The 16,973-nt window shown below is 71.8% G+C and carries 19 protein-coding genes; 12 read left to right on the top strand and 7 right to left on the bottom strand.

Annotation, left to right across the window (positions count from 1 at the left end; all coding sequences use genetic code 11):
• The first annotated feature begins 13 nt into the window (after nucleotides 1-13).
• A complete protein-coding gene (gene dnaJ, locus ABYE80_RS02380; protein ID WP_372788377.1) occupies nucleotides 14-1,165 on the top strand; it encodes a molecular chaperone DnaJ in 1,152 nt (383 codons plus the stop codon).
• Nucleotides 1,162-1,680 (top strand): heat shock protein transcriptional repressor HspR, encoded by a 519-nt coding sequence (locus tag ABYE80_RS02375; RefSeq protein ID WP_372788375.1) that lies wholly within the window; start codon nucleotides 1,162-1,164, stop codon nucleotides 1,678-1,680. The genes dnaJ and ABYE80_RS02375 overlap by 4 nt, the downstream gene beginning before the upstream one ends.
• 31 nt (nucleotides 1,681-1,711) lie before the next feature.
• Here the strand turns inward: ABYE80_RS02375 and ABYE80_RS02370 are convergent, their stop codons facing one another.
• Together ABYE80_RS02370 and ABYE80_RS02365 are read right to left on the bottom strand one after the other, a co-directional pair.
• Nucleotides 1,712-1,867 (bottom strand): hypothetical protein, encoded by a 156-nt coding sequence (locus ABYE80_RS02370; RefSeq protein ID WP_372788374.1) that lies wholly within the window; start codon nucleotides 1,865-1,867, stop codon nucleotides 1,712-1,714.
• Nucleotide 1,868: 1 nt separating this feature from the next.
• On the bottom strand, nucleotides 1,869-2,093 hold the full coding sequence (locus ABYE80_RS02365; RefSeq protein WP_372788372.1) for a hypothetical protein: 225 nt from the start codon (nucleotides 2,091-2,093) through the stop codon (nucleotides 1,869-1,871).
• Nucleotides 2,094-2,273: 180 nt separating this feature from the next.
• On the opposite strand from ABYE80_RS02365, the gene clpB reads away from it, so the two are divergent.
• A complete protein-coding gene (clpB, locus tag ABYE80_RS02360) occupies nucleotides 2,274-4,835 on the top strand; it encodes an ATP-dependent chaperone ClpB (RefSeq protein WP_372788370.1) in 2,562 nt (853 codons plus the stop codon).
• Between the two features lie 104 nt (nucleotides 4,836-4,939).
• A complete protein-coding gene (locus ABYE80_RS02355; RefSeq protein ID WP_372788369.1) occupies nucleotides 4,940-5,743 on the top strand; it encodes an SDR family NAD(P)-dependent oxidoreductase in 804 nt (267 codons plus the stop codon).
• 3 nt (nucleotides 5,744-5,746) lie between these two features.
• On the opposite strand, the gene ABYE80_RS02350 is transcribed toward ABYE80_RS02355, so the two are convergent.
• Nucleotides 5,747-6,463: a hypothetical protein gene (locus tag ABYE80_RS02350; protein WP_372788367.1), complete on the bottom strand. Its 717-nt coding sequence runs from the start codon at nucleotides 6,461-6,463 to the stop codon at nucleotides 5,747-5,749.
• 144 nt (nucleotides 6,464-6,607) lie between these two features.
• Between ABYE80_RS02350 and ABYE80_RS02345 the strand changes: the two genes are divergently transcribed.
• The 4 genes from ABYE80_RS02345 to purB are packed head-to-tail and all read left to right on the top strand — an operon-like array spanning nucleotide 6,608 to nucleotide 10,070.
• A complete protein-coding gene (locus ABYE80_RS02345) occupies nucleotides 6,608-6,889 on the top strand; it encodes a GYD domain-containing protein (RefSeq protein WP_107567381.1) in 282 nt (93 codons plus the stop codon).
• A gap of 15 nt (nucleotides 6,890-6,904) precedes the next feature.
• Nucleotides 6,905-8,173 (top strand): phosphoribosylamine--glycine ligase, encoded by a 1,269-nt coding sequence (gene purD, locus ABYE80_RS02340; RefSeq protein ID WP_372788365.1) that lies wholly within the window; start codon nucleotides 6,905-6,907, stop codon nucleotides 8,171-8,173.
• A 59-nt stretch (nucleotides 8,174-8,232) separates the two neighbouring features.
• Entirely contained in the window at nucleotides 8,233-8,640 is a 408-nt protein-coding gene (purE, locus tag ABYE80_RS02335) for a 5-(carboxyamino)imidazole ribonucleotide mutase (protein WP_372788392.1), read from the top strand.
• A gap of 5 nt (nucleotides 8,641-8,645) precedes the next feature.
• Nucleotides 8,646-10,070 carry an adenylosuccinate lyase gene (gene purB / locus ABYE80_RS02330; RefSeq protein ID WP_372788364.1) on the top strand — a complete coding sequence of 475 codons (1,425 nt, stop codon included), beginning with the start codon at nucleotides 8,646-8,648 and terminating at the stop codon, nucleotides 10,068-10,070.
• Between the two features lie 25 nt (nucleotides 10,071-10,095).
• On the opposite strand, the gene ABYE80_RS02325 is transcribed toward purB, so the two are convergent.
• The 4 genes from ABYE80_RS02325 to ABYE80_RS02310 all read right to left on the bottom strand — a co-directional run bounded on the left by ABYE80_RS02325 (nucleotide 10,096) and on the right by ABYE80_RS02310 (nucleotide 14,037).
• Complete coding sequence (locus tag ABYE80_RS02325; protein ID WP_372788362.1) at nucleotides 10,096-10,995, bottom strand: hypothetical protein; 900 nt, start codon at nucleotides 10,993-10,995, stop codon at nucleotides 10,096-10,098.
• A gap of 47 nt (nucleotides 10,996-11,042) precedes the next feature.
• Nucleotides 11,043-11,864 carry a PPK2 family polyphosphate kinase gene (locus ABYE80_RS02320; protein WP_372788361.1) on the bottom strand — a complete coding sequence of 274 codons (822 nt, stop codon included), beginning with the start codon at nucleotides 11,862-11,864 and terminating at the stop codon, nucleotides 11,043-11,045.
• A 5-nt stretch (nucleotides 11,865-11,869) separates the two neighbouring features.
• Nucleotides 11,870-13,033 carry a hypothetical protein gene (locus ABYE80_RS02315; RefSeq protein ID WP_372788359.1) on the bottom strand — a complete coding sequence of 388 codons (1,164 nt, stop codon included), beginning with the start codon at nucleotides 13,031-13,033 and terminating at the stop codon, nucleotides 11,870-11,872.
• A gap of 125 nt (nucleotides 13,034-13,158) precedes the next feature.
• Nucleotides 13,159-14,037, bottom strand: coding sequence for an MYG1 family protein (locus tag ABYE80_RS02310; protein ID WP_372788358.1), 879 nt, complete (start codon nucleotides 14,035-14,037; stop codon nucleotides 13,159-13,161).
• Nucleotides 14,038-14,105: 68 nt separating this feature from the next.
• On the opposite strand from ABYE80_RS02310, the gene ABYE80_RS02305 reads away from it, so the two are divergent.
• From ABYE80_RS02305 to ABYE80_RS02290, 4 genes are read left to right on the top strand one after another with little or no spacing between them, the layout of a single operon-like run.
• Nucleotides 14,106-14,996, top strand: a complete 891-nt coding sequence (locus ABYE80_RS02305; RefSeq protein WP_372788356.1) for a phosphoribosylaminoimidazolesuccinocarboxamide synthase — start codon at nucleotides 14,106-14,108, stop codon at nucleotides 14,994-14,996.
• Nucleotides 14,993-15,235, top strand: coding sequence for a phosphoribosylformylglycinamidine synthase subunit PurS (gene purS / locus ABYE80_RS02300; RefSeq protein WP_372788355.1), 243 nt, complete (start codon nucleotides 14,993-14,995; stop codon nucleotides 15,233-15,235). The genes ABYE80_RS02305 and purS overlap by 4 nt, the downstream gene beginning before the upstream one ends.
• Entirely contained in the window at nucleotides 15,232-15,912 is a 681-nt protein-coding gene (gene purQ, locus ABYE80_RS02295; protein ID WP_372788352.1) for a phosphoribosylformylglycinamidine synthase subunit PurQ, read from the top strand. Before purS ends, purQ begins: the two co-directional genes overlap by 4 nt.
• Before the next feature lie 51 nt (nucleotides 15,913-15,963).
• Nucleotides 15,964-16,941: a magnesium and cobalt transport protein CorA gene (locus ABYE80_RS02290; protein WP_372788350.1), complete on the top strand. Its 978-nt coding sequence runs from the start codon at nucleotides 15,964-15,966 to the stop codon at nucleotides 16,939-16,941.
• Nucleotides 16,942-16,973: the final 32 nt, after the last annotated feature.

Below are 16,973 nucleotides of genomic sequence, written 5' to 3'. Positions count from 1 at the left end.
CGCCTCACGAGCCATGGCCCGTCCGGACCTCTACAAGACGCTCGGCGTCGACAAGAAGGCCTCAGCCGAGGAGATCAAGAAGGCGCACCGCAAGCTCGTGCGCCAGTACCACCCGGACCGCAACCCCGGCGACGCGGCGGCGGAGGCGAAGTTCAAGGAGGTCCAGGCCGCGTACGACGTCCTCGGTGACCCTGAGAAGCGCAAGCAGTACGACCGCGGCGGCCTGTTCGGCGGCGGGCCGGGCGGCGGCCCCGGCGGGTTCGGCGGCACCGGCGGCTTCGACGCGGGCTCGTTCTCCGACATCTTCTCCAACATCTTCGGAGGTGGAGGCCAGGGAGGCACCGCGGGACCCCGCGGGCGGGGGCCGCAGGCGCCGCGCCCCGAGCGCGGACGGGATCTCGAGGCCAGCGTCAGCATCACGTTCGACCAGGCCAACGAGGGCGCGCAGATCCCGTTGCAGGTGCCGACCTCGCAGACCTGCGGGACGTGTCGCGGTCAGGGCGCCAAGCCGGGCACCAGTCCGTCGATCTGTCCGCGGTGTCAGGGGCGCGGTATCGAGGCCCAGGGCCAGGGGCTCTTCTCGATCTCGCAGCCGTGCCGTCGCTGCGAGGGCTCGGGAACGATCATCGAGCAGCCCTGCCCGACCTGCGGCGGCAGCGGCGAGACCCGCACCGTCAAGAAGTACCGGGTGAACATCCCCGCGGGCGTGCACGACGGTTCGAGGGTGCGGCTCGCCGGAAAGGGCGAGCCGGGGCGTCACGGCGGTCCCCCCGGGGATCTCTACGTCGTGACCCGGGTCGAGGAGTCCCCGATCTTCCGTCGCAAGGGCGCGAACCTCGAGGTGGAGGTCCCGCTCACCATCCCGGAGGCCATCCGCGGCGCCGAGGTCGAGGTGCCGACGCTGAAGGGCCGCAAGACGCTGCGGGTCCCGGCCGGGACGAAGCACGGCACGGTCCAGCGGCTCCGCGGTGAGGGTCCGCCGAAGCTCGGCGGGTCGGGGTCCGGTGCGCAGCGCGGAGACATCCACTACCGCTTCGTGATCGACGTGCCCGACACGCTCACCGAGGAGCAGTCCGAGGCGGTCGCCAAGCTGCAGTCCGTGATGAACGGCGATCCGCGCGCTCGGCTCTTCGGCACCGCACCGGGTGGGAGCACGACGGCGTGAGCATCGAGGACCCGCAGCCCGGCGGCAGGCGTTCGGTCCGCCGCAGCAGCATGCGGGTCACGGTCTCCGACGACCGCGGCGTCTTCATGATCTCCGTGGCGGCCGAGCTCGCCGAGATGCACCCGCAGACGTTGCGGATGTACGAGGCGCGTGGCCTGATCGAGCCGCAGCGCTCCCCCAAGGGCACGCGCCTGTACTCCCACGCGGACGTCGAGCGCCTGCGCAAGATCCAGCACATGACGTCGGAGTTCGGTCTGAACCTGGCCGGCGTCGAGAAGGTCATGGAGCTCGAGGACGCGCTCGACCGCAAGCAGACGGCGCTCGAGAACGCGCGTCGCAAGGTCGAGGAGCTCGAGGCGCGAGCCGCGGAGCTGTCCAAGGAGATCCAGGCCCTCGAGGCCGTGCGCGAGAAGGTTCGCGCGGAGATCGTGCGCTACGAGCGTCCGGGGACCGACGTGGTCCGCGCGCAGGACGTCAGGCCGCCGGTCCGGCGCATCCGCATCGAACGCGACTGACCGGCCCCGACGCCGGGAGTCCCTCCGGTGCTCAGTGCGGTGCTCCGCGGCGGGTGGTCAGGGGTGCGTACGGCGGAGCGGTCAGCGGCATCCGGTCGCGTCGCTCGGCGTGGCTGGCGGAGTGCGGCCGCTCGCCGAACGGCCGGCGCCGCAGCGGCTGCCGCAGGATGAGGACGCGGCGCGTCATCTCACTGGTTCCCCCGCATCGCGCCGTCCTCACCCACCGACTCCTCGACGGCCTTGCGGGCCTCGGTGCCCGGCCGCAGATCGTGGGCGGTCAGGTCGTCGTGGACCTCGGGGGTGTCGCCGGCCGGGGACTGGTCGTCCGGGGTCGCCGGGCCCAGGGGCTCGGGCTCCGTGCCGTCGTGCGGGGACTTCTCGTCGTGCTGTTCCGGCGTCTCCGAAGGGTTCATGGCTCGCTGGATACCCGTGGCGCCGGATTCTTGAACCAGACGCGGAGGCAGTGGTGGGGCATCTCGCGGGGCCGCCCCGGCCGACGGCTTGAGCCGAAGGTGTCGACCTGCCATTATCTTAGTCAGGCAGACTTAGATTTCCCCCTCTTCCCGCCCCCATCGGAGAACGGAACGTCCCACATGCAGCCCGATCGTTTCACCACCCTCACCCAGGAAGCCGTACGCGACGCGCTCGGGCTCGCCGAGACCCGTCGCAATCCGCAGGCCACCCCCGAGCACCTGCTCCTCGCGCTGGTCGACCAGCAGAACGGCATCGTCCCCAGCGTCCTCACCAAGCTCGGTGTCGACATGGCGGCGATCCGCGAGCAGACGACGGCGGCCATCGACGCCCTGCCGCAGCTCGCTGAGGGCGGTGAGGTGTCGGGGCCGGCCTCCGAGCTGTTGCAGGTCCTGCGCGCCGCCGAGCACGAGATGCGTGAGCTCGGTGACGAGTACGTCTCGACCGAGCACATCCTGCTCTCGCTCGCCGGACACAACTCGAAGGCCGGCGAGGCGCTGCGCGCCGCCGGCGCCACCAAGGAGCGGCTCGCCCCGGCGATCGGCGAGGTCCGCGGCCCGCACCGCGTGACCGACCAGAACCCCGAGGACAAGTACGAGGCGCTCAAGCGGTTCGGCATCGACCTCACGGAGCGCGCCGAGCGCGGCGAGCTCGACCCGGTCATCGGCCGCGACGACGAGATCCGCCGCGTCATCCAGGTGCTCTCGCGCCGCACGAAGAACAACCCCGTCCTCATCGGTGAGCCGGGCGTCGGCAAGACGGCGATCGCTGAGGGCCTGGCCCAGCGCATCGTGTCCGAGGACGTCCCCGAGTCCCTGCGCGACCGCCGCGTCGTCAGCCTCGACATCGGCTCGCTGATCGCCGGCGCGAAGTACCGGGGCGAGTTCGAGGACCGGCTGAAGGCCGTCCTCAAGGAGGTCCAGGAGGCGCGCGGCCAGATCATCCTCTTCCTCGACGAGCTGCACACGATCGTCGGGGCCGGCGCGGCGGAGGGCGCGGTCGACGCGGCCAACCTGCTCAAGCCGATGCTCGCCCGCGGCGAGCTCCGCGCCGTCGGGGCCACGACGCTCGACGAGTACCGCAAGCACATCGAGAAGGACGCCGCGCTCGAGCGCCGCTTCCAGCCGGTGATGGTCGGCGAGCCGTCGGTCGAGGACGCGATCGCCATCCTGCGCGGGCTCAAGGAGCGCTACGAGCAGCACCACGGCGTCGCGATCCAGGACTCCGCCGTGATCGCCGCGGCGACCCTGTCGCACCGCTACATCGCCGACCGCTTCCTGCCCGACAAGGCGATCGACCTGATCGACGAGTCGGCGTCGCGGCTGAAGATCGAGATCGACTCGGTCCCCACCGAGATCGACGAGGTCAAGCGCCGGATCCTGCAGCTGCAGATCGAGCAGACCTCGCTCGAGAAGGAGAAGGACGACGCGTCGCGGGAGCGGCTCGCCGCGCTGCAGCGCGACATGGCCGACCTCGAGGAGCAGCTGAACGCGATGACCGCCGAGTGGCAGCGCGAGAAGGACGCGGCCGCTGGCGTGTCGGAGATCATCCAGCGCATCGGCGAGGTCGAGACCGAGCTGACGCGCGCCGAACGCGAGGCCGACCTCGAGACCGCGGCGAAGCTGCGCCACGGGGAGCTGCCGGACCTCCGTCGCCGCCTGGCGGAAGCCGAGGCGGCCGCCGAGCGCGACGACGCGCCGGCCAACCGCTTCTTCAAGCGCGAGGTCGACGCCGAGGACATCGCCGAGGTCGTCGGCCGCTGGACCGGCATCCCGGTCAGCCGCCTGCTGGAGGGCGAGGTCGACAAGCTCGTCCACATGGAGGCGCGCCTGCACGAGCGCGTCGTCGGCCAGGACGAGGCCGTGTCCGCCGTCGCGGCGGCGATCCGGCGCTCGCGCGCCGGGCTGCAGGACCCCGACCGCCCGATCGGCACGTTCCTGTTCATGGGGCCGACCGGTGTCGGCAAGACCGAGCTGGCCCGCGCGCTGGCGGAGCAGATGTTCGACAGCCAGGACGCGATGATCCGCATCGACATGTCGGAGTACATGGAGAAGCACTCCGTGTCGCGGCTCGTCGGCGCGCCTCCCGGCTACGTCGGGTACGACGAGGGCGGCCAGCTCACCGAGGCCGTTCGCCGGCGTCCGTACAGCGTCGTCCTGCTCGACGAGATCGAGAAGGCCCACCCCGACGTCTTCAACGCCCTGCTGCAGGTGATGGACGACGGGCGGCTGACCGACGGCCAGGGTCGCACGGTCGACTTCAAGAACGTGGTGCTGATCCTGACCTCCAACGTCGGGGCCGGCTCGCCACTGGGCTACCGCGGCGCGCTGGAGGCGACCTTCAAGCCCGAGTTCCTCAACCGGCTGGACGACATCGTCGAGTTCGACGCGCTGGACCGCGAGCAGCTCGGCCAGATCGTCGACATCCAGGTCGAGCGCCTGGTCGGCCGGGTGCGGGAGCGCGGCATCGAGGTGCAGCTCACCGACGAGGCCCGCGTCCTGCTCGGCGACCTCGGCCACGACCCGGCGTACGGAGCGCGCCCGCTGAAGCGCGTGATCCAGAAGCGCCTGGTCGACCCCCTGGCCCTCGCGATCCTCGAGGGGACCTACCGGGAGGGCGACACCGTGACCGTGGACGCGGTCGACGGCGAACTGGTGCTCGGGGCCGCCGTCGTCACCGCGTGATCCCGGGGCCCGCGGCGCCCGGCCGGTGCAGGCCCGGGCGTCGCAGGCCGCAGGGCGCGGACCGGCCTGGCAGGCCCGGCACCCGGTCCGGCTAGGCTCGGTCGGTGGATCTCACCGGCACGACCTGCCTCGTCACCGGCGCGGGCCGCGGGATCGGCCTGGGCATTGCCCGGGCGCTCGCCGAGCGCCCCGTCGACCTGCTGCTGATCGGCATGCGCGACCCTTCGGGCGGTCCGCCGCTGCACCCCGGGGACCCGGGCGTGCGGGCGCGGGAGATCCGGGCGGTGCGGATGGACCTCGGGTCGCAAGAGGCGATCGACGCGTGCTGCGACGCACTCGCGGCCGAGCTGGGGGCGCTCGACCTGCTGGTCAACAACGCCGGCCAGGTGACGGGCGGCCTGCTCGAGGAGCAGGACCTCGGCGAGATCTACGCGATGTTCCAGGCGAACCTGGTCGGCCTGGTGCACCTGACGCACCGCGTCCTCCCGGCCATGCTCGCCCGCGGGCACGGCAAGGTCGTCAACAACGCGTCGATCAGCGGCTACGCGGCCGTGCCGGCCGCCTCGACCTACGCCGCGTCCAAGCACGGCGTCGTCGGCTTCAGCGAGTCGCTGCGGCGGGAGCTCGTCGGCACCGGGGTGAGCGTGATGCATCTCGTCACGCCCGGGGTCGCGACCGACATGCTCGCGACGACCGACGACCTCTACGGCCGTCACATGGACACGTCCGACTGGCCGCGTCAGACCCCGGAGGCGTGGGGCGCGAAGGTCGTCGAGGCGATCGAGCGCGACGCCGTGAGGCTCATGCCCCGCGATCGCAGCCGGATCCTCGTGGCACTCTCCCGCGGGCCGGCCAAGCTCGTCGACGCCGTCGCCGCCCGGATGTTCACCCGCAGTCCCGGAGCCTGAGGGCTACTTGCGAGCGGTCCGGATCCGGACGCCGACCGTGTAGTAGGTGAAGGTCGACTTCGACGTCCCGCGCCGGAACTTCCGGTTGGTGTCGACCTGCAGCTTCCAGAGCCCGCGCTCGGCCCGGAACGGGAACAGCCGGCGCTTCTTCGTGCGCTTGATCGCTCCGCACGCCCCCGTGGCCCGCCCGAGGCGGTAGGTCCGCTTGCGCTTGCCGTTGGGCCGGATGTAGTGCAGGTAGACGTACGGGCTCTTGGCGCCGGCAGGCCGCGAGAGCTTGAAGCCGTTGACCGACCACCGCACCTTGAGCTTCGCCGGGTTGCCGGAGGAGGGCGAGAAGTCGGCGAAGATGTCGCTGGTGTAGAACGACGTGCTGGCCGAGTTGGCGCCCTCGTCGACCCGCACCTTCCACTTGCGCTGACGGCTGTTCAGGGTCGCCAGCGGGGTCGCGGTGAACTTGCCCGACAGCGCGCCGAACGCGTCCATGGTGCCGGTTCCGTTGGGCAGCGGCTGGCCGTCGAGGCTGACCTGGAACTGGGCGCCGGGGGTGAAGCCGTTGCCCGACAGCGTGACGGGCGTCGCGACGCGCTTCTTCTTGATCACCGTGTCGAGGTAGCAGTCACGGTCGACCTGGACCCTCGGGATCGCGTTCGCGGAGGAGGGCAGGGCCACGAGCGCGCCGAGCGCGATGGCGGTGATGGTGGTGGGACGCACGGTCATGTTCCTCCGATATCGGCACGCGGTGGCGCTACGGTAGCCACAATTCGGCCACTCGGAGACACGGAACACGCCGATCGGGTAGAACGAGCGGTGTCCGAGCCCCAAGCGCTACGTCCCTCGCGGCGCATACGACGGAGGTCCACCTTGCCCACGTACATCATGCTCTCGACCCTCACGCCCGAAGGGGTGCAGACGGTCAAGAACAACCCGCAGCGCATCCGCGAAGTCAACAACGAGGTCGCGCAGCTCGGCGCCAAGGTCACGGCCCAGTGGTCGACCCTCGGCCGCTACGACTTCATCAACATCGTCGAGGCGCCCGACGAGCAGACGATGGCACGGGTGAGCCTCGAGCTCGGCTCGCGCGGCACGGCTCGGTACGAGACGCTGCCGGCGATCCCGATCGACGACTTCATCGCCAGCCTGTAGGGCACGGGACATCCGTTGAAGGTCCTCGTCGTCGGAGCGGGTGGGCGCGAGCACGCCATCGTGCGCGCCCTGGCCCGGTCCCCGCAGCGTCCTGAGCTGCTCTGCGCGCCGGGCAACCCCGGGATCGCGGCCGACGCCCGCCTGCTGGACATCGCCGTCACGGACACGGACGCCCTCGTCGCCGCGGCGCAGGCGCACGACGTGGACCTCGTGGTCATCGGACCGGAGGTCCCGCTCGTGGCCGGGTTGGTCGACGCGCTCGCCGCCGCGGGCCGGCGGGCGTTCGGGCCGGTCGCGGCCGCGGCGCGGCTGGAGGGCTCCAAGGAGTACGCCAAGGAGGTCATGGAGGCGGCCGGGGTCCCGACCGCCGCGTGGGCGTCCGTCGACGACGTCGAGGCCGGGATGGCCGCGATCACCGGCTACCCGACCGTCCTGAAGTTCGATGGCCTGGCCGCCGGCAAGGGCGTGGTCATCGCGCCCGACGAGGCGGCGGCACGAGGGGCACTCGAGGTGTTCCTCGTCGAGCGGCGGTTCGGCGCCGGGCGCGTGGTGGTGGAGGAGTTCCTCGACGGGGAAGAGCTGTCGCTGCTGGCCCTCTGCGACGGCGAGCGCGCCGTGGCGATGGCCCCGGCCCAGGACTACAAGCGGATCTTCGACGGCGACGAGGGTCCCAACACGGGCGGCATGGGCTCGTACTCGCCGGTCGCCGGTGTCGACCGGGCGCTGCTCGATCAGATCGTCGCCACGGTGCACCAGCCCGTCGTGGACGAGCTCGCGCGGCGCGGCACCCCGTTCCACGGCGTGCTCTACGCGGGACTCATGCTGACGGCGGCCGGACCGAAGGTGCTGGAGTTCAACACCCGGTTCGGCGACCCGGAGACCCAGGCCGTGCTCCCGCGGCTGCGCTCCGATCTCCTGGCGCATCTGCACCAGGCGACGCAACGGGGTGGACTCGCCGACGCGGAGCTGGTGTGGGACGACGGCTGGGCGGTGACGCTCGTCCTGGCCAGCGCCGGCTATCCGGACGCCCCGCGGACGGGCGACGTCATCGACGGGCTGGGCGACGTCCCACCGGACGTCGAGATCACCCACGCCGGCACGAGGGCCTCCGACGCGGGCATCGTGACCGCCGGAGGGAGGGTCCTGAACGTCACGGCCCTGGGGCCCGACCCGGCGTCCGCGCGAGCAGCCGCGTACGCTGCCGCTGACCAGATCACCTTCGAGGGCAAGCAGCAGCGATCCGACATCGCCCTGCGAGCCGTGGAGCGAACGACAGCACCATGACCGAGCAGCCCGAGCAGACCACGACCACCGAGCCCGAGACGGCGTTCGACGACCTCGATATCGGCGAGCCCCGCGTCGGCATCATCATGGGGTCGAAATCGGACCTGCCGACGATGGAGAAGGCCGGCGCCGTCCTCAAGGACGCGGGCGTCGGCTTCGAGATCCGGGTCATGTCCGCCCATCGCGATCCGGAGACGGTCGCCGACTACTGCAAGAACGCGCGCCTGCGCGGTCTGCGGGTCATCATCGCGGGGGCCGGACTGTCCGCCGCGCTGCCCGGGGTCGCCGCCGCCCACACCGACCTGCCGGTGATCGGCGTGCCGCTGTCCTCCTCGCTGAGCGCCGCGGGCGGCCTGGACGCGATCCTCTCGGTCGTCCAGATGCCGCCCGGCGTGCCCGTCGCCTCCGTGGGTCTGGACAACCCGCGCAACGCCGCGCACCTGGCGCTGCGGATCCTCTCGGCCTAGGGCCGATGGCCTCCGTCCCCAACGTCCTCGCCGGCCGCTACGCGTCGGCGGCCATCGCGGAGACCTGGTCGCCCGAGCACAAGGTGGTGCTCGAGCGACGCCTCTGGATCGCCGTCCTGCGCGCGCAGCGTGACCTGGGCATCGACGTGCCGGACGGAGTCATCGAGGCGTACGAGGCGGTGGTCGACCGGGTCGATCTCGCCTCGATCGCCGACCGGGAGCGGGTCACCCGCCACGACGTCAAGGCGCGCATCGAGGAGTTCAGCGCGCTCGCGGGCCACGAGCACATCCACAAGGGGATGACCTCGCGCGACCTGACCGAGAACGTCGAGCAGCTGCAGGTCCGGGCCTCACTGGAGATCGTGCGGGACCGCGTGGTCGCGACGCTCCGACGCCTCGGGAGCCTGGCCGCCGAGCACGAGGCCCTCGTGATGGCCGGTCGGTCGCACAACGTCCCCGCGCAGGCCACGACGCTCGGCAAGCGGTTCGCCACCGTGGCGGACGAGCTGCTCGTCGCCCTGGACCGGCTCGAGGACCTGCTGCGGCGCTACCCGCTGCGTGGCATCAAGGGCCCGGTCGGCACGGCGCAGGATCAGCTCGATCTGCTCGACGGCGACGAGGACAAGCTGGCGCAGCTCGAGGAGCGCGTCGCCGCGCACCTCGGGTTCGACCGGGTGCTCACGAGCGTCGGACAGGTCTACCCGCGCTCCTTGGACTTCGACGTCGTGTCCTGCCTCGTGCAGGTCGTCTCCGCGCCGTCGAACCTCGCCACCACGGTGCGCCTGATGGCGGGCAACGAGCTGGTGACCGAGGGCTTCCAGCCCGGGCAGGTCGGGTCCTCCGCGATGCCGCACAAGATGAACACCCGCTCGTGCGAGCGCGTCAACGGTCTGGCGGTGATCCTGCGAGGGCACCTCTCGATGGTCAGCGAGCTCGCCGGCGACCAGTGGAACGAGGGAGACGTCTCGTGCTCGGTCGTCCGCCGGGTGGCGCTCCCCGACGCGTTCTTCGCGACCGACGGCCTGTTCGAGACCTTCATGACCGTGCTCGACGAGTTCGGCGCGTTCCCGGCGGTCGTCGCCCGCGAGCTCGACCGCTACCTGCCGTTCCTCGCCACCACGAAGGTGCTGATGGCCGCGGTACGGGCCGGGGTCGGCCGGGAGGCCGCCCACGAGGCCATCAAGGAGCACGCCGTGGGTGTCGCCCTGTCGATGCGCGAGGAGGGCACGGCGGAGAACGCGCTGCTGGATCGCCTGGCCGGCGACGAGCGCCTGGGGATGTCCCACGAGGCGCTGTCGTCCGCCGTCGCCGACCCGCTCGCGTTCACGGGTGCGGCCGTCGCGCAGACGCGCGCCGTCCTGGCGCGCATCGAGGAGGTCGTCGCGCGGTACCCGGACGCGGCGGCCTACACGCCCGGCGCCATCCTCTGACGACGCCGGGCGATGCGTGCGCGGGTCAGCCCTGCGCGCAGCGGTAGGCGATCGGCGTCGCCACCGGCGAGGTGCCGAGGGTGCCGTCGTCCGCGACCGTGGCGTTCACCGTCGCCGAGGTGATGCTCCCCAGCGGATCGGGCAGGGGCAGGTCCTGACGGACGGACAGGTCGGAGGCCATCTCGCCCGTGCCCAGGTCGATGCCCTCGAGCGTCCGCGCGAACATGAGCTCACTGGCGGTCGGCAAGTGCCGGCCTGCCGCGCCGCAGGCCGCCGACGCATCGGCGAACGTGGCTGCGGCACGCGGCGCCTTCTCGATGCACGCGTCCCCGGCCACGACCTGGTCGGCGGCACACGACCCGCCGCCGGTCTGCGCGCTGCTGATGATCTGCGCGGCGGTCAGGCCGCTCACCTTCTCGGCGTTGAGGCCCGCGGTGGCACGCGCCTCGCTGATGAGCTCCGACGCGTGCTTGCCGTCGACGCGATCGGCGTTGAGTCCCAGCGCGACCGCGTTGGCGTTGGTGACGAACGGTGCGGCGTTCGGCTTCGGCGTCGTGATGCTGTTGCCGGCCTGGATGATGCCGCCGATCGGGCCGGTGTCGAAGACGAAGTCGAACGCCTTGCCGCCGGTCAGGTTGTTGACGCGGATGCAGGGGGTGGAGAGGTCGGGGTTGCCGACGCCGCGGGTGTCCAGCGATGTGCGACAGCCGTAGATGGCGCCGCCGCCGGTGCCCTTGTTGGACTGGCGCGTGCCGTAGGTCCCGAGACCGGTCTTGGCGATGATCTGGGTCTCGGCGGCAGCGTCCGCCCCGCCGGCGGGGTTGCGCTCCCCGATGTCGATCGGCGCGGCGATCGCGACGGGCGCGGCGATGAGCGCCGCGGTGATGATGGTTGCGGTTCTGCTTGGGGAGATTTTCGGTCTCATGCACCTCGCAACCCAGCAGACCGTGGAGTGGAGCGGTGTCCGCGGAATTACTCGACGATGGTCCCCACGACGCCCTCCGCGGCGGCCGGGAACCGAGGATCCATGCGCTCGAGCGTGTCCACGAGGATCGTCAGGACCGCCCAGTCGCGGTACCAGTTGCGGTCCCCCGGGACCACGTACCACGGGCAGGCGTGGGTGGTGGTCCGGGCGATCGCCTCCGTGAAGGCCGCCTGGTAGTCGTCCCAGTACCTGCGCTCCTCGAGGTCTCCCGCGTTGAACTTCCAGCGCTTCACCGGGTCGTCGACGCGCTCCTGCAGGCGCTCGCGCTGCTCCTCCTTGGAGATGTGCAGCATGACCTTGACGATCTTCGTGTTCGCGACGGTCAGCAGGTCCTCGAAGGCCCGGATGCGCTGATACCGCGGCCGCCAGATCTCCTCCGGCACCAGGCTGTGGACGCGGACGACCAGCACGTCCTCGTAGTGGCTGCGGTTGAACACGGCGATCTCCCCGTGGTGCGGGGCCTGGGCGTGGATGCGCCACAGGAAGTCGTGGGCCAGCTCCTCCTGGCTCGGAGCCTTGAACGAGACGACCCGGACCCCCTGCGGGTTGACTCCCGCGAACACCGAGCGGACGGTGCCGTCCTTGCCGCCCGCATCCATCGCCTGGAGCACCAGCAGCAGCGACTGCTCCCCCTCGGCGTACAGGCGCGCCTGGAGCTGGGCGAGTCGCGCCCGCAGCACCGCGGACGCGTCCTTGGTCTGCTGCTTGTCGCCGGGGGCGCCCGCGGTCGAGCGCGTGTCGATGCGGGAGAGGTCGAGCTTGGTCCGGGGCTTGATCCGCCAGCGGTCGGATTCGCGACGTCGTGCCACCGTGGTCAGCGCCCGCGCGACAGGTAGATCGTGACCTTCGCACGCGGGGAGAGCTTGCGTCCGGCCGCCGGGGAGAAGCGCACGAGCCGACCACGCCTGCGACCGCTGCGGACCCGCCGGACCTTGCCTGCCGTGCAGCCGGCCGACCGCAGCCGCGACCGCGCGCTCCGGAGGGTGATCGCCTTGCGCGAGCTCGGGACGACGCACGGCGAGCCGCTGGAGATGAGCAGATCGACCGCCCCGCCGTTGGGCAGTGATGTGCCCGCCGGGGTGCGGAGCTTGACCAGGCTCCCACGGGCGTAGCGGCGCGATGCCGTGTAGATCTGGCGCCCCGCGGTGCAGTGGGCCGCGAGGAGGCCGGTCAGCGCCGTGGCCAGCGGGGTCCCCGCGGCGATCGTCGGCACGATGCACGGAGGCGGTGGAGCCACGACGGAGTACGGGAACGCCTGCGGCCCGGCCACCGGGGACGGGTCACCCGAGTAGTCCGCCACCCAGACGCAGATGACGTAGTCGCCGGGGTCGCTCGGCGTGAACCGCGTGCTGACCCTGAACGCGCCGTTGACGTCGACGCCGTACACGCCCGGGAGCGCGCGCCCGCTGTCGGACTCCGCGGTCGGCGCGCAGGCGGCGCCACCCGATGGGCGATAGGTCGCGAACACGGCCTTCGGCGCCTCGGAGGCTCCGCTCACGGTCGCCGTGGTCTCCTGGTCGACCGTCGGGGTCGCCGGCGCGACCACCGCGGAGATCGAGGCGGTCGGGGCCCGGAACGTGATCGTCTGGCTGATCGGGGTCACGGGCGTGGTCGACGAGTCGGCCACCCAGATGCAGAAGAGGAAGGTCCCGGCCTCCGGCCAGATGCCCGTGTACTTGATCGCGAAGGCGCCGTCGACCTCCTCGCCGTAGGGCAGGTACCGCGGAGCCGTCCCCGAGTCGGTCGCCGCGGACGGCGCGCACGCGGCACCGCCGGTCGGGCGGTAGCTCGCGAAGACGCGCTTCGGGGTGGTCGCGGTCCCCGCGACGGTGAAGGTCCGGCCGATCTCGGCGGCCGGGTCGGACTTCCCCGAGGCATCGGTCACGGTGAGCGCCGCGGAGTCCGCGTGCGCTCCGGTCGCGCAGAGAAGGCTCACGGCCAGCGCCATGGCTGTCGCGAGGGTCGTCCTGGACGCCATGAGAATCCCTCCCGGTCGGCCGCTCTCCCGTTGGGCGGCTCCTGGGCCGAACATAGCGGGGTTCGCCCCCGGCGTGGAACAGAATTGCGGTCGGGAGCCCGCCGTCGTGACGGGCGCCGCGTGGGTCAGGCCAGCGCGAGCCGCGCGAGGGCCATCGCGCCCTCGCGGCTGCGGGCCACGGCGAGGAAGCGCCCGGAGTGGCAGAAGGCCGCGTCCGGCACGCCCGTGACCTCCTGCAGGGCAGTGCCCTCGAGCCCCGCCCAGGCCTCGGGAAGGTCCCTGCGGTTGGCGAACTGGCCGAGCACCGCGGGGACCGCCTGGACGCCCCAGCCGGAGGACTTCGGCAGGACCACGTAGAGCGCCTCGGGCGCGTGCGCGTGAACGGCGCGGTGCCACGGCAGGCTCCGGTCCAGCTCGACGACGCGTGGATCGCTGCTCGTGGTGACCGCCTCGGCGACGATGCGCTGGGCGCGTGCCGTGGCGGCCGCCCCCGCGATCTCGCGCTGCAGGATGCCGCGGGCCAGGTCGACCGCCCGCGCGAACCGCGCGTCGATGGTGGCGTCGTCGTCGGGCTCCTCCCACGTCGGGTTGAAGCCGCCGATGACCCCGCTGACGCTCATCGCCGCGACGTTGTCCACCAGCGGCGTGGCGATCGTCTGGCCGGTGTCGTTGGCGTCGACGCCCTGGACCAGGGACTCGTCGACGAGTGCTGCGACCTCCGCGTCGTCACCGCACGCCCGCTCGCCGTACTCGCGCCACACCAGCCCGAAGGAGGCGTAGCGGATGCCGTTGGGTCGCGCTCCCGCGCCGCCGCGCTGGTGGTGGTCGAAGTCGCCGGTGGCGGGGTCGAAGGCGTGGCCGACGTCGACGCGCAGGTCTGCCGCGGCGAGAACCTCCTTGTCCCGGGTGCGCACCACGTCGAGGTCGTCGTGGACCAGGCCCAGGACGGCGATCGCGAAGACCTCGTCGGCGTGGAAGGAACCCGAGTGGGTGGCGGCGCGCATGGGGGGCAGGGTAGGGACCGTGGCAGCCACGGGGAGCGCGGCCGGAAGCTCCGCTAGCATCGGCCCGCGTGAGCACTCCCTCCGTTGCCGACCTTCCCCTCCTGCACCGCGGCAAGGTCCGCGAGATGTACGACCTGGGGGACGACCGCGTGCTGCTGGTCGCCTCCGATCGCATCTCCACCTACGACGTCATCCACCCGAACCCGATCCCGGACAAGGGCAAGGTCCTGACCGGCCTCTCGGCGTTCTGGTTCGAGCAGACCGCGTCGATCTGCCCCAATCACGTCATCTCGTACACCGATGGCGTGCCCGCCGAGGTGCGCGGCCGGGCGGTCGTGGTGAAGAAGCTGAAGATGCTGCCGGTCGAGGCGATCGTCCGCGGGCACATCACCGGCTCGGGCTGGAAGGACTACCTGGCGACCGGCAAGATCAGCGGCATCGAGCTGCCGCCCGGCCTGCAGGAGTCCGAGAAGTTCCCGGAGCCGCTCTTCACGCCGTCGACGAAGGCGGACATCGGGGATCACGACGAGGCGATCGACTTCGACCAGGCCGCCGCCGCGATCGGCGACGCCGACCTCGCCCAGCGCGTCCGCGAGCTGTCGATCGCGCTGTACAGCGCGGCCGCCGAGCTGTCGGCGACGCGCGGCGTGATCCTGGCCGACACGAAGTTCGAGTTCGGCGTGGACGCCGACGGCGCGCTGACGGTCGGTGACGAGGTCCTCACCCCGGACTCCTCGCGCTACTGGCCCGCCGACGGGTTCGAGGTCGGGCACGGGCAGCCGAGCTTCGACAAGCAGTACGTGCGCGACTGGGCGTCGGGCACCGGCTGGGACAAGACACCTCCCGCGCCGGAGATCCCCGCCGAGGTGGTGGCCGAGACTCGCGCGAAGTACGTCGAGGCCTACGAGAAGATCACCGGCGAGCCGTTCGACGCCTGGCTGCAGAGGACGGCAGCATGAAGGCCCGCGTGCTCATCCGGCCCAAGGCCGGGATCCTCGATCCGCAGGGCGTCGCCGTCGAGCAGGCGCTGCCCGCCCTGGGCTTCAGCGGCGTCAGCGAGGTTCGCGTCGGCCGGATGGTCGAGCTGGAGATCGAGGACGAGTCGCAGCTCGACGCCCTCTGCCAGAAGCTGCTGGCGAACACGCTGATCGAGGACTACGAGATCGTCTCGGTCGACCCGGCGGGCGCCGCGTCGTGAAGTTCGGCGTCGTCCGCTTCCCGGGCACCTGCGACGACTTCGACGCCCGCGACGCCTGCGCCCGGGTCGACGGCGCCGAGGCCGTGCTGCTCTGGCACGGCGACCACGACCTGCAGGGTGTCGACGCGGTCGTGGTCCCCGGCGGCTTCTCCTACGGGGACTACCTGCGGGTCGGGGCGATCGCCCGCTTCGCGCCGGTGATGACGGAGGTCATCGCGTTCGCCCGCGAGGGCGGTCCGGTCCTCGGGATCTGCAACGGCTTCCAGATCCTCTGTGAGGCGGGCCTGCTGCCGGGTGCGCTGCTGCCCAACACGGGGCGCCGCTTCATCTTCCGTCAGGTCGACCTGACCGTGGAGCGCACCGACACCATCTTCACGAGCGCCACGCCCGACGGGCAGTCGACGCTGTCGATCCCGATCAAGCACACCACGGGCCGCTACTACGCGCCCGAGGACCAGCTCGACGCCATGGAGGCGAACGGCCAGGTGCTGCTGCGCTACGCGCCCGGGCAGAACCCCAACGGCTCCCTGCGCGACATCGCCGGCGTGACGAACGAGGCCGGCAACGTCTTCGGCCTGATGCCCCATCCCGAGCACGCGGTCGATCCCCTGACGGGGTCGGTCGACGGGCTCGTGCCGTTCACGTCGATGGCGTCCGCCGTCGGCGCGACCGTCTGAGCCGCTCACTGCGGGAGCAGGAACGGGCGCGGCGTCAGCGAACGCGCATGGGTGATCGTCGATTGCGCGTACTACGTGGACGGCGTCCGTCAGCAGGAAGGCACGTTGCCGACGGGTGCGATCACCCACTGCCTGAACGAGGAGCACGGGTTCGTGTGGCTGGGTCTGTCGGACCCGACCGACGATGAGCTGCGCGAGGCCCAGCGGCTCTTCGGGCTGCACGAGCTCGCCATCGAGGACACGCGCTGCCGCCACGAGCGGCCCAAGCTCGAGCCGTACGAGGACCACCAGTTCCTCGTCCTGCGCACCGCGATCTACGACGACGAGCGTGAGGAGGTCGAGTTCGGGGAGATCAACGTCTTCGCCGGCCCCCGGTTCGTCGTCGTCGTCCGCGAGGGTCGCGCCTCGTCGCTGCGCGGCACGCGCCAGCGCCTGGAAGGGCGCCCCGACCTGCTGGCGCAGGGCCCGGGGGCCGTGCTGTGGGGCGTCATCGATCGTGTCGTCGACGACTACGAGCCCGTCGTCCGCGGGCTGGAGAACGACGTCGAGGAGGTCGAGGCCCAGGTCTTCGCGGTGGGGACGAACCCGCCCGACCAGACCGCCCGCATCTACTTCCTCAAGCGCGAGCTGAGCGATCTGCGACGGGCGCTGCATCCGCTGCTCGCCCCGCTGGACCAGGCGGCGCAGGGCCTCCTGCCCGGCGTCGACGGGCTGGCGCCGTACTTCCGCGACGTGCTGGACCACGTCCGGCGGATCGAGGAGGAGGCCGCCGACTCGCGGGAGCAGCTCGTCGCGGCGATGCAGGCCAACATCGCGCTCATCGCCAACCGGCAGAACGACGCCGTGCGCAGGGTCACCGGGTGGGCCGCGCTCGTCGCGGTGCCGACGTTCGTCGCTTCGGTCTACGGGATGAACTTCACGCACATGCCGGAGCTGGACTGGCGGCTCGGGTACCCGTTCGCGATCGCCCTGATGATCGCGATAGCCGGAACGATCTACTGGCTCCTGCGACGCTCGCGGTGGATCTGAGGCGGCCGCCGCATCGACTCCCTGGCCGGGTG

The organism is Paraconexibacter sp., from assembly GCF_041602235.1.
Taxonomy (GTDB): Bacteria; Actinomycetota; Thermoleophilia; order Solirubrobacterales; family Solirubrobacteraceae; genus Paraconexibacter.
Note: the sequence above shows the minus strand (reverse complement) of the source record. Positions and strands in the feature narration are given on the sequence as shown.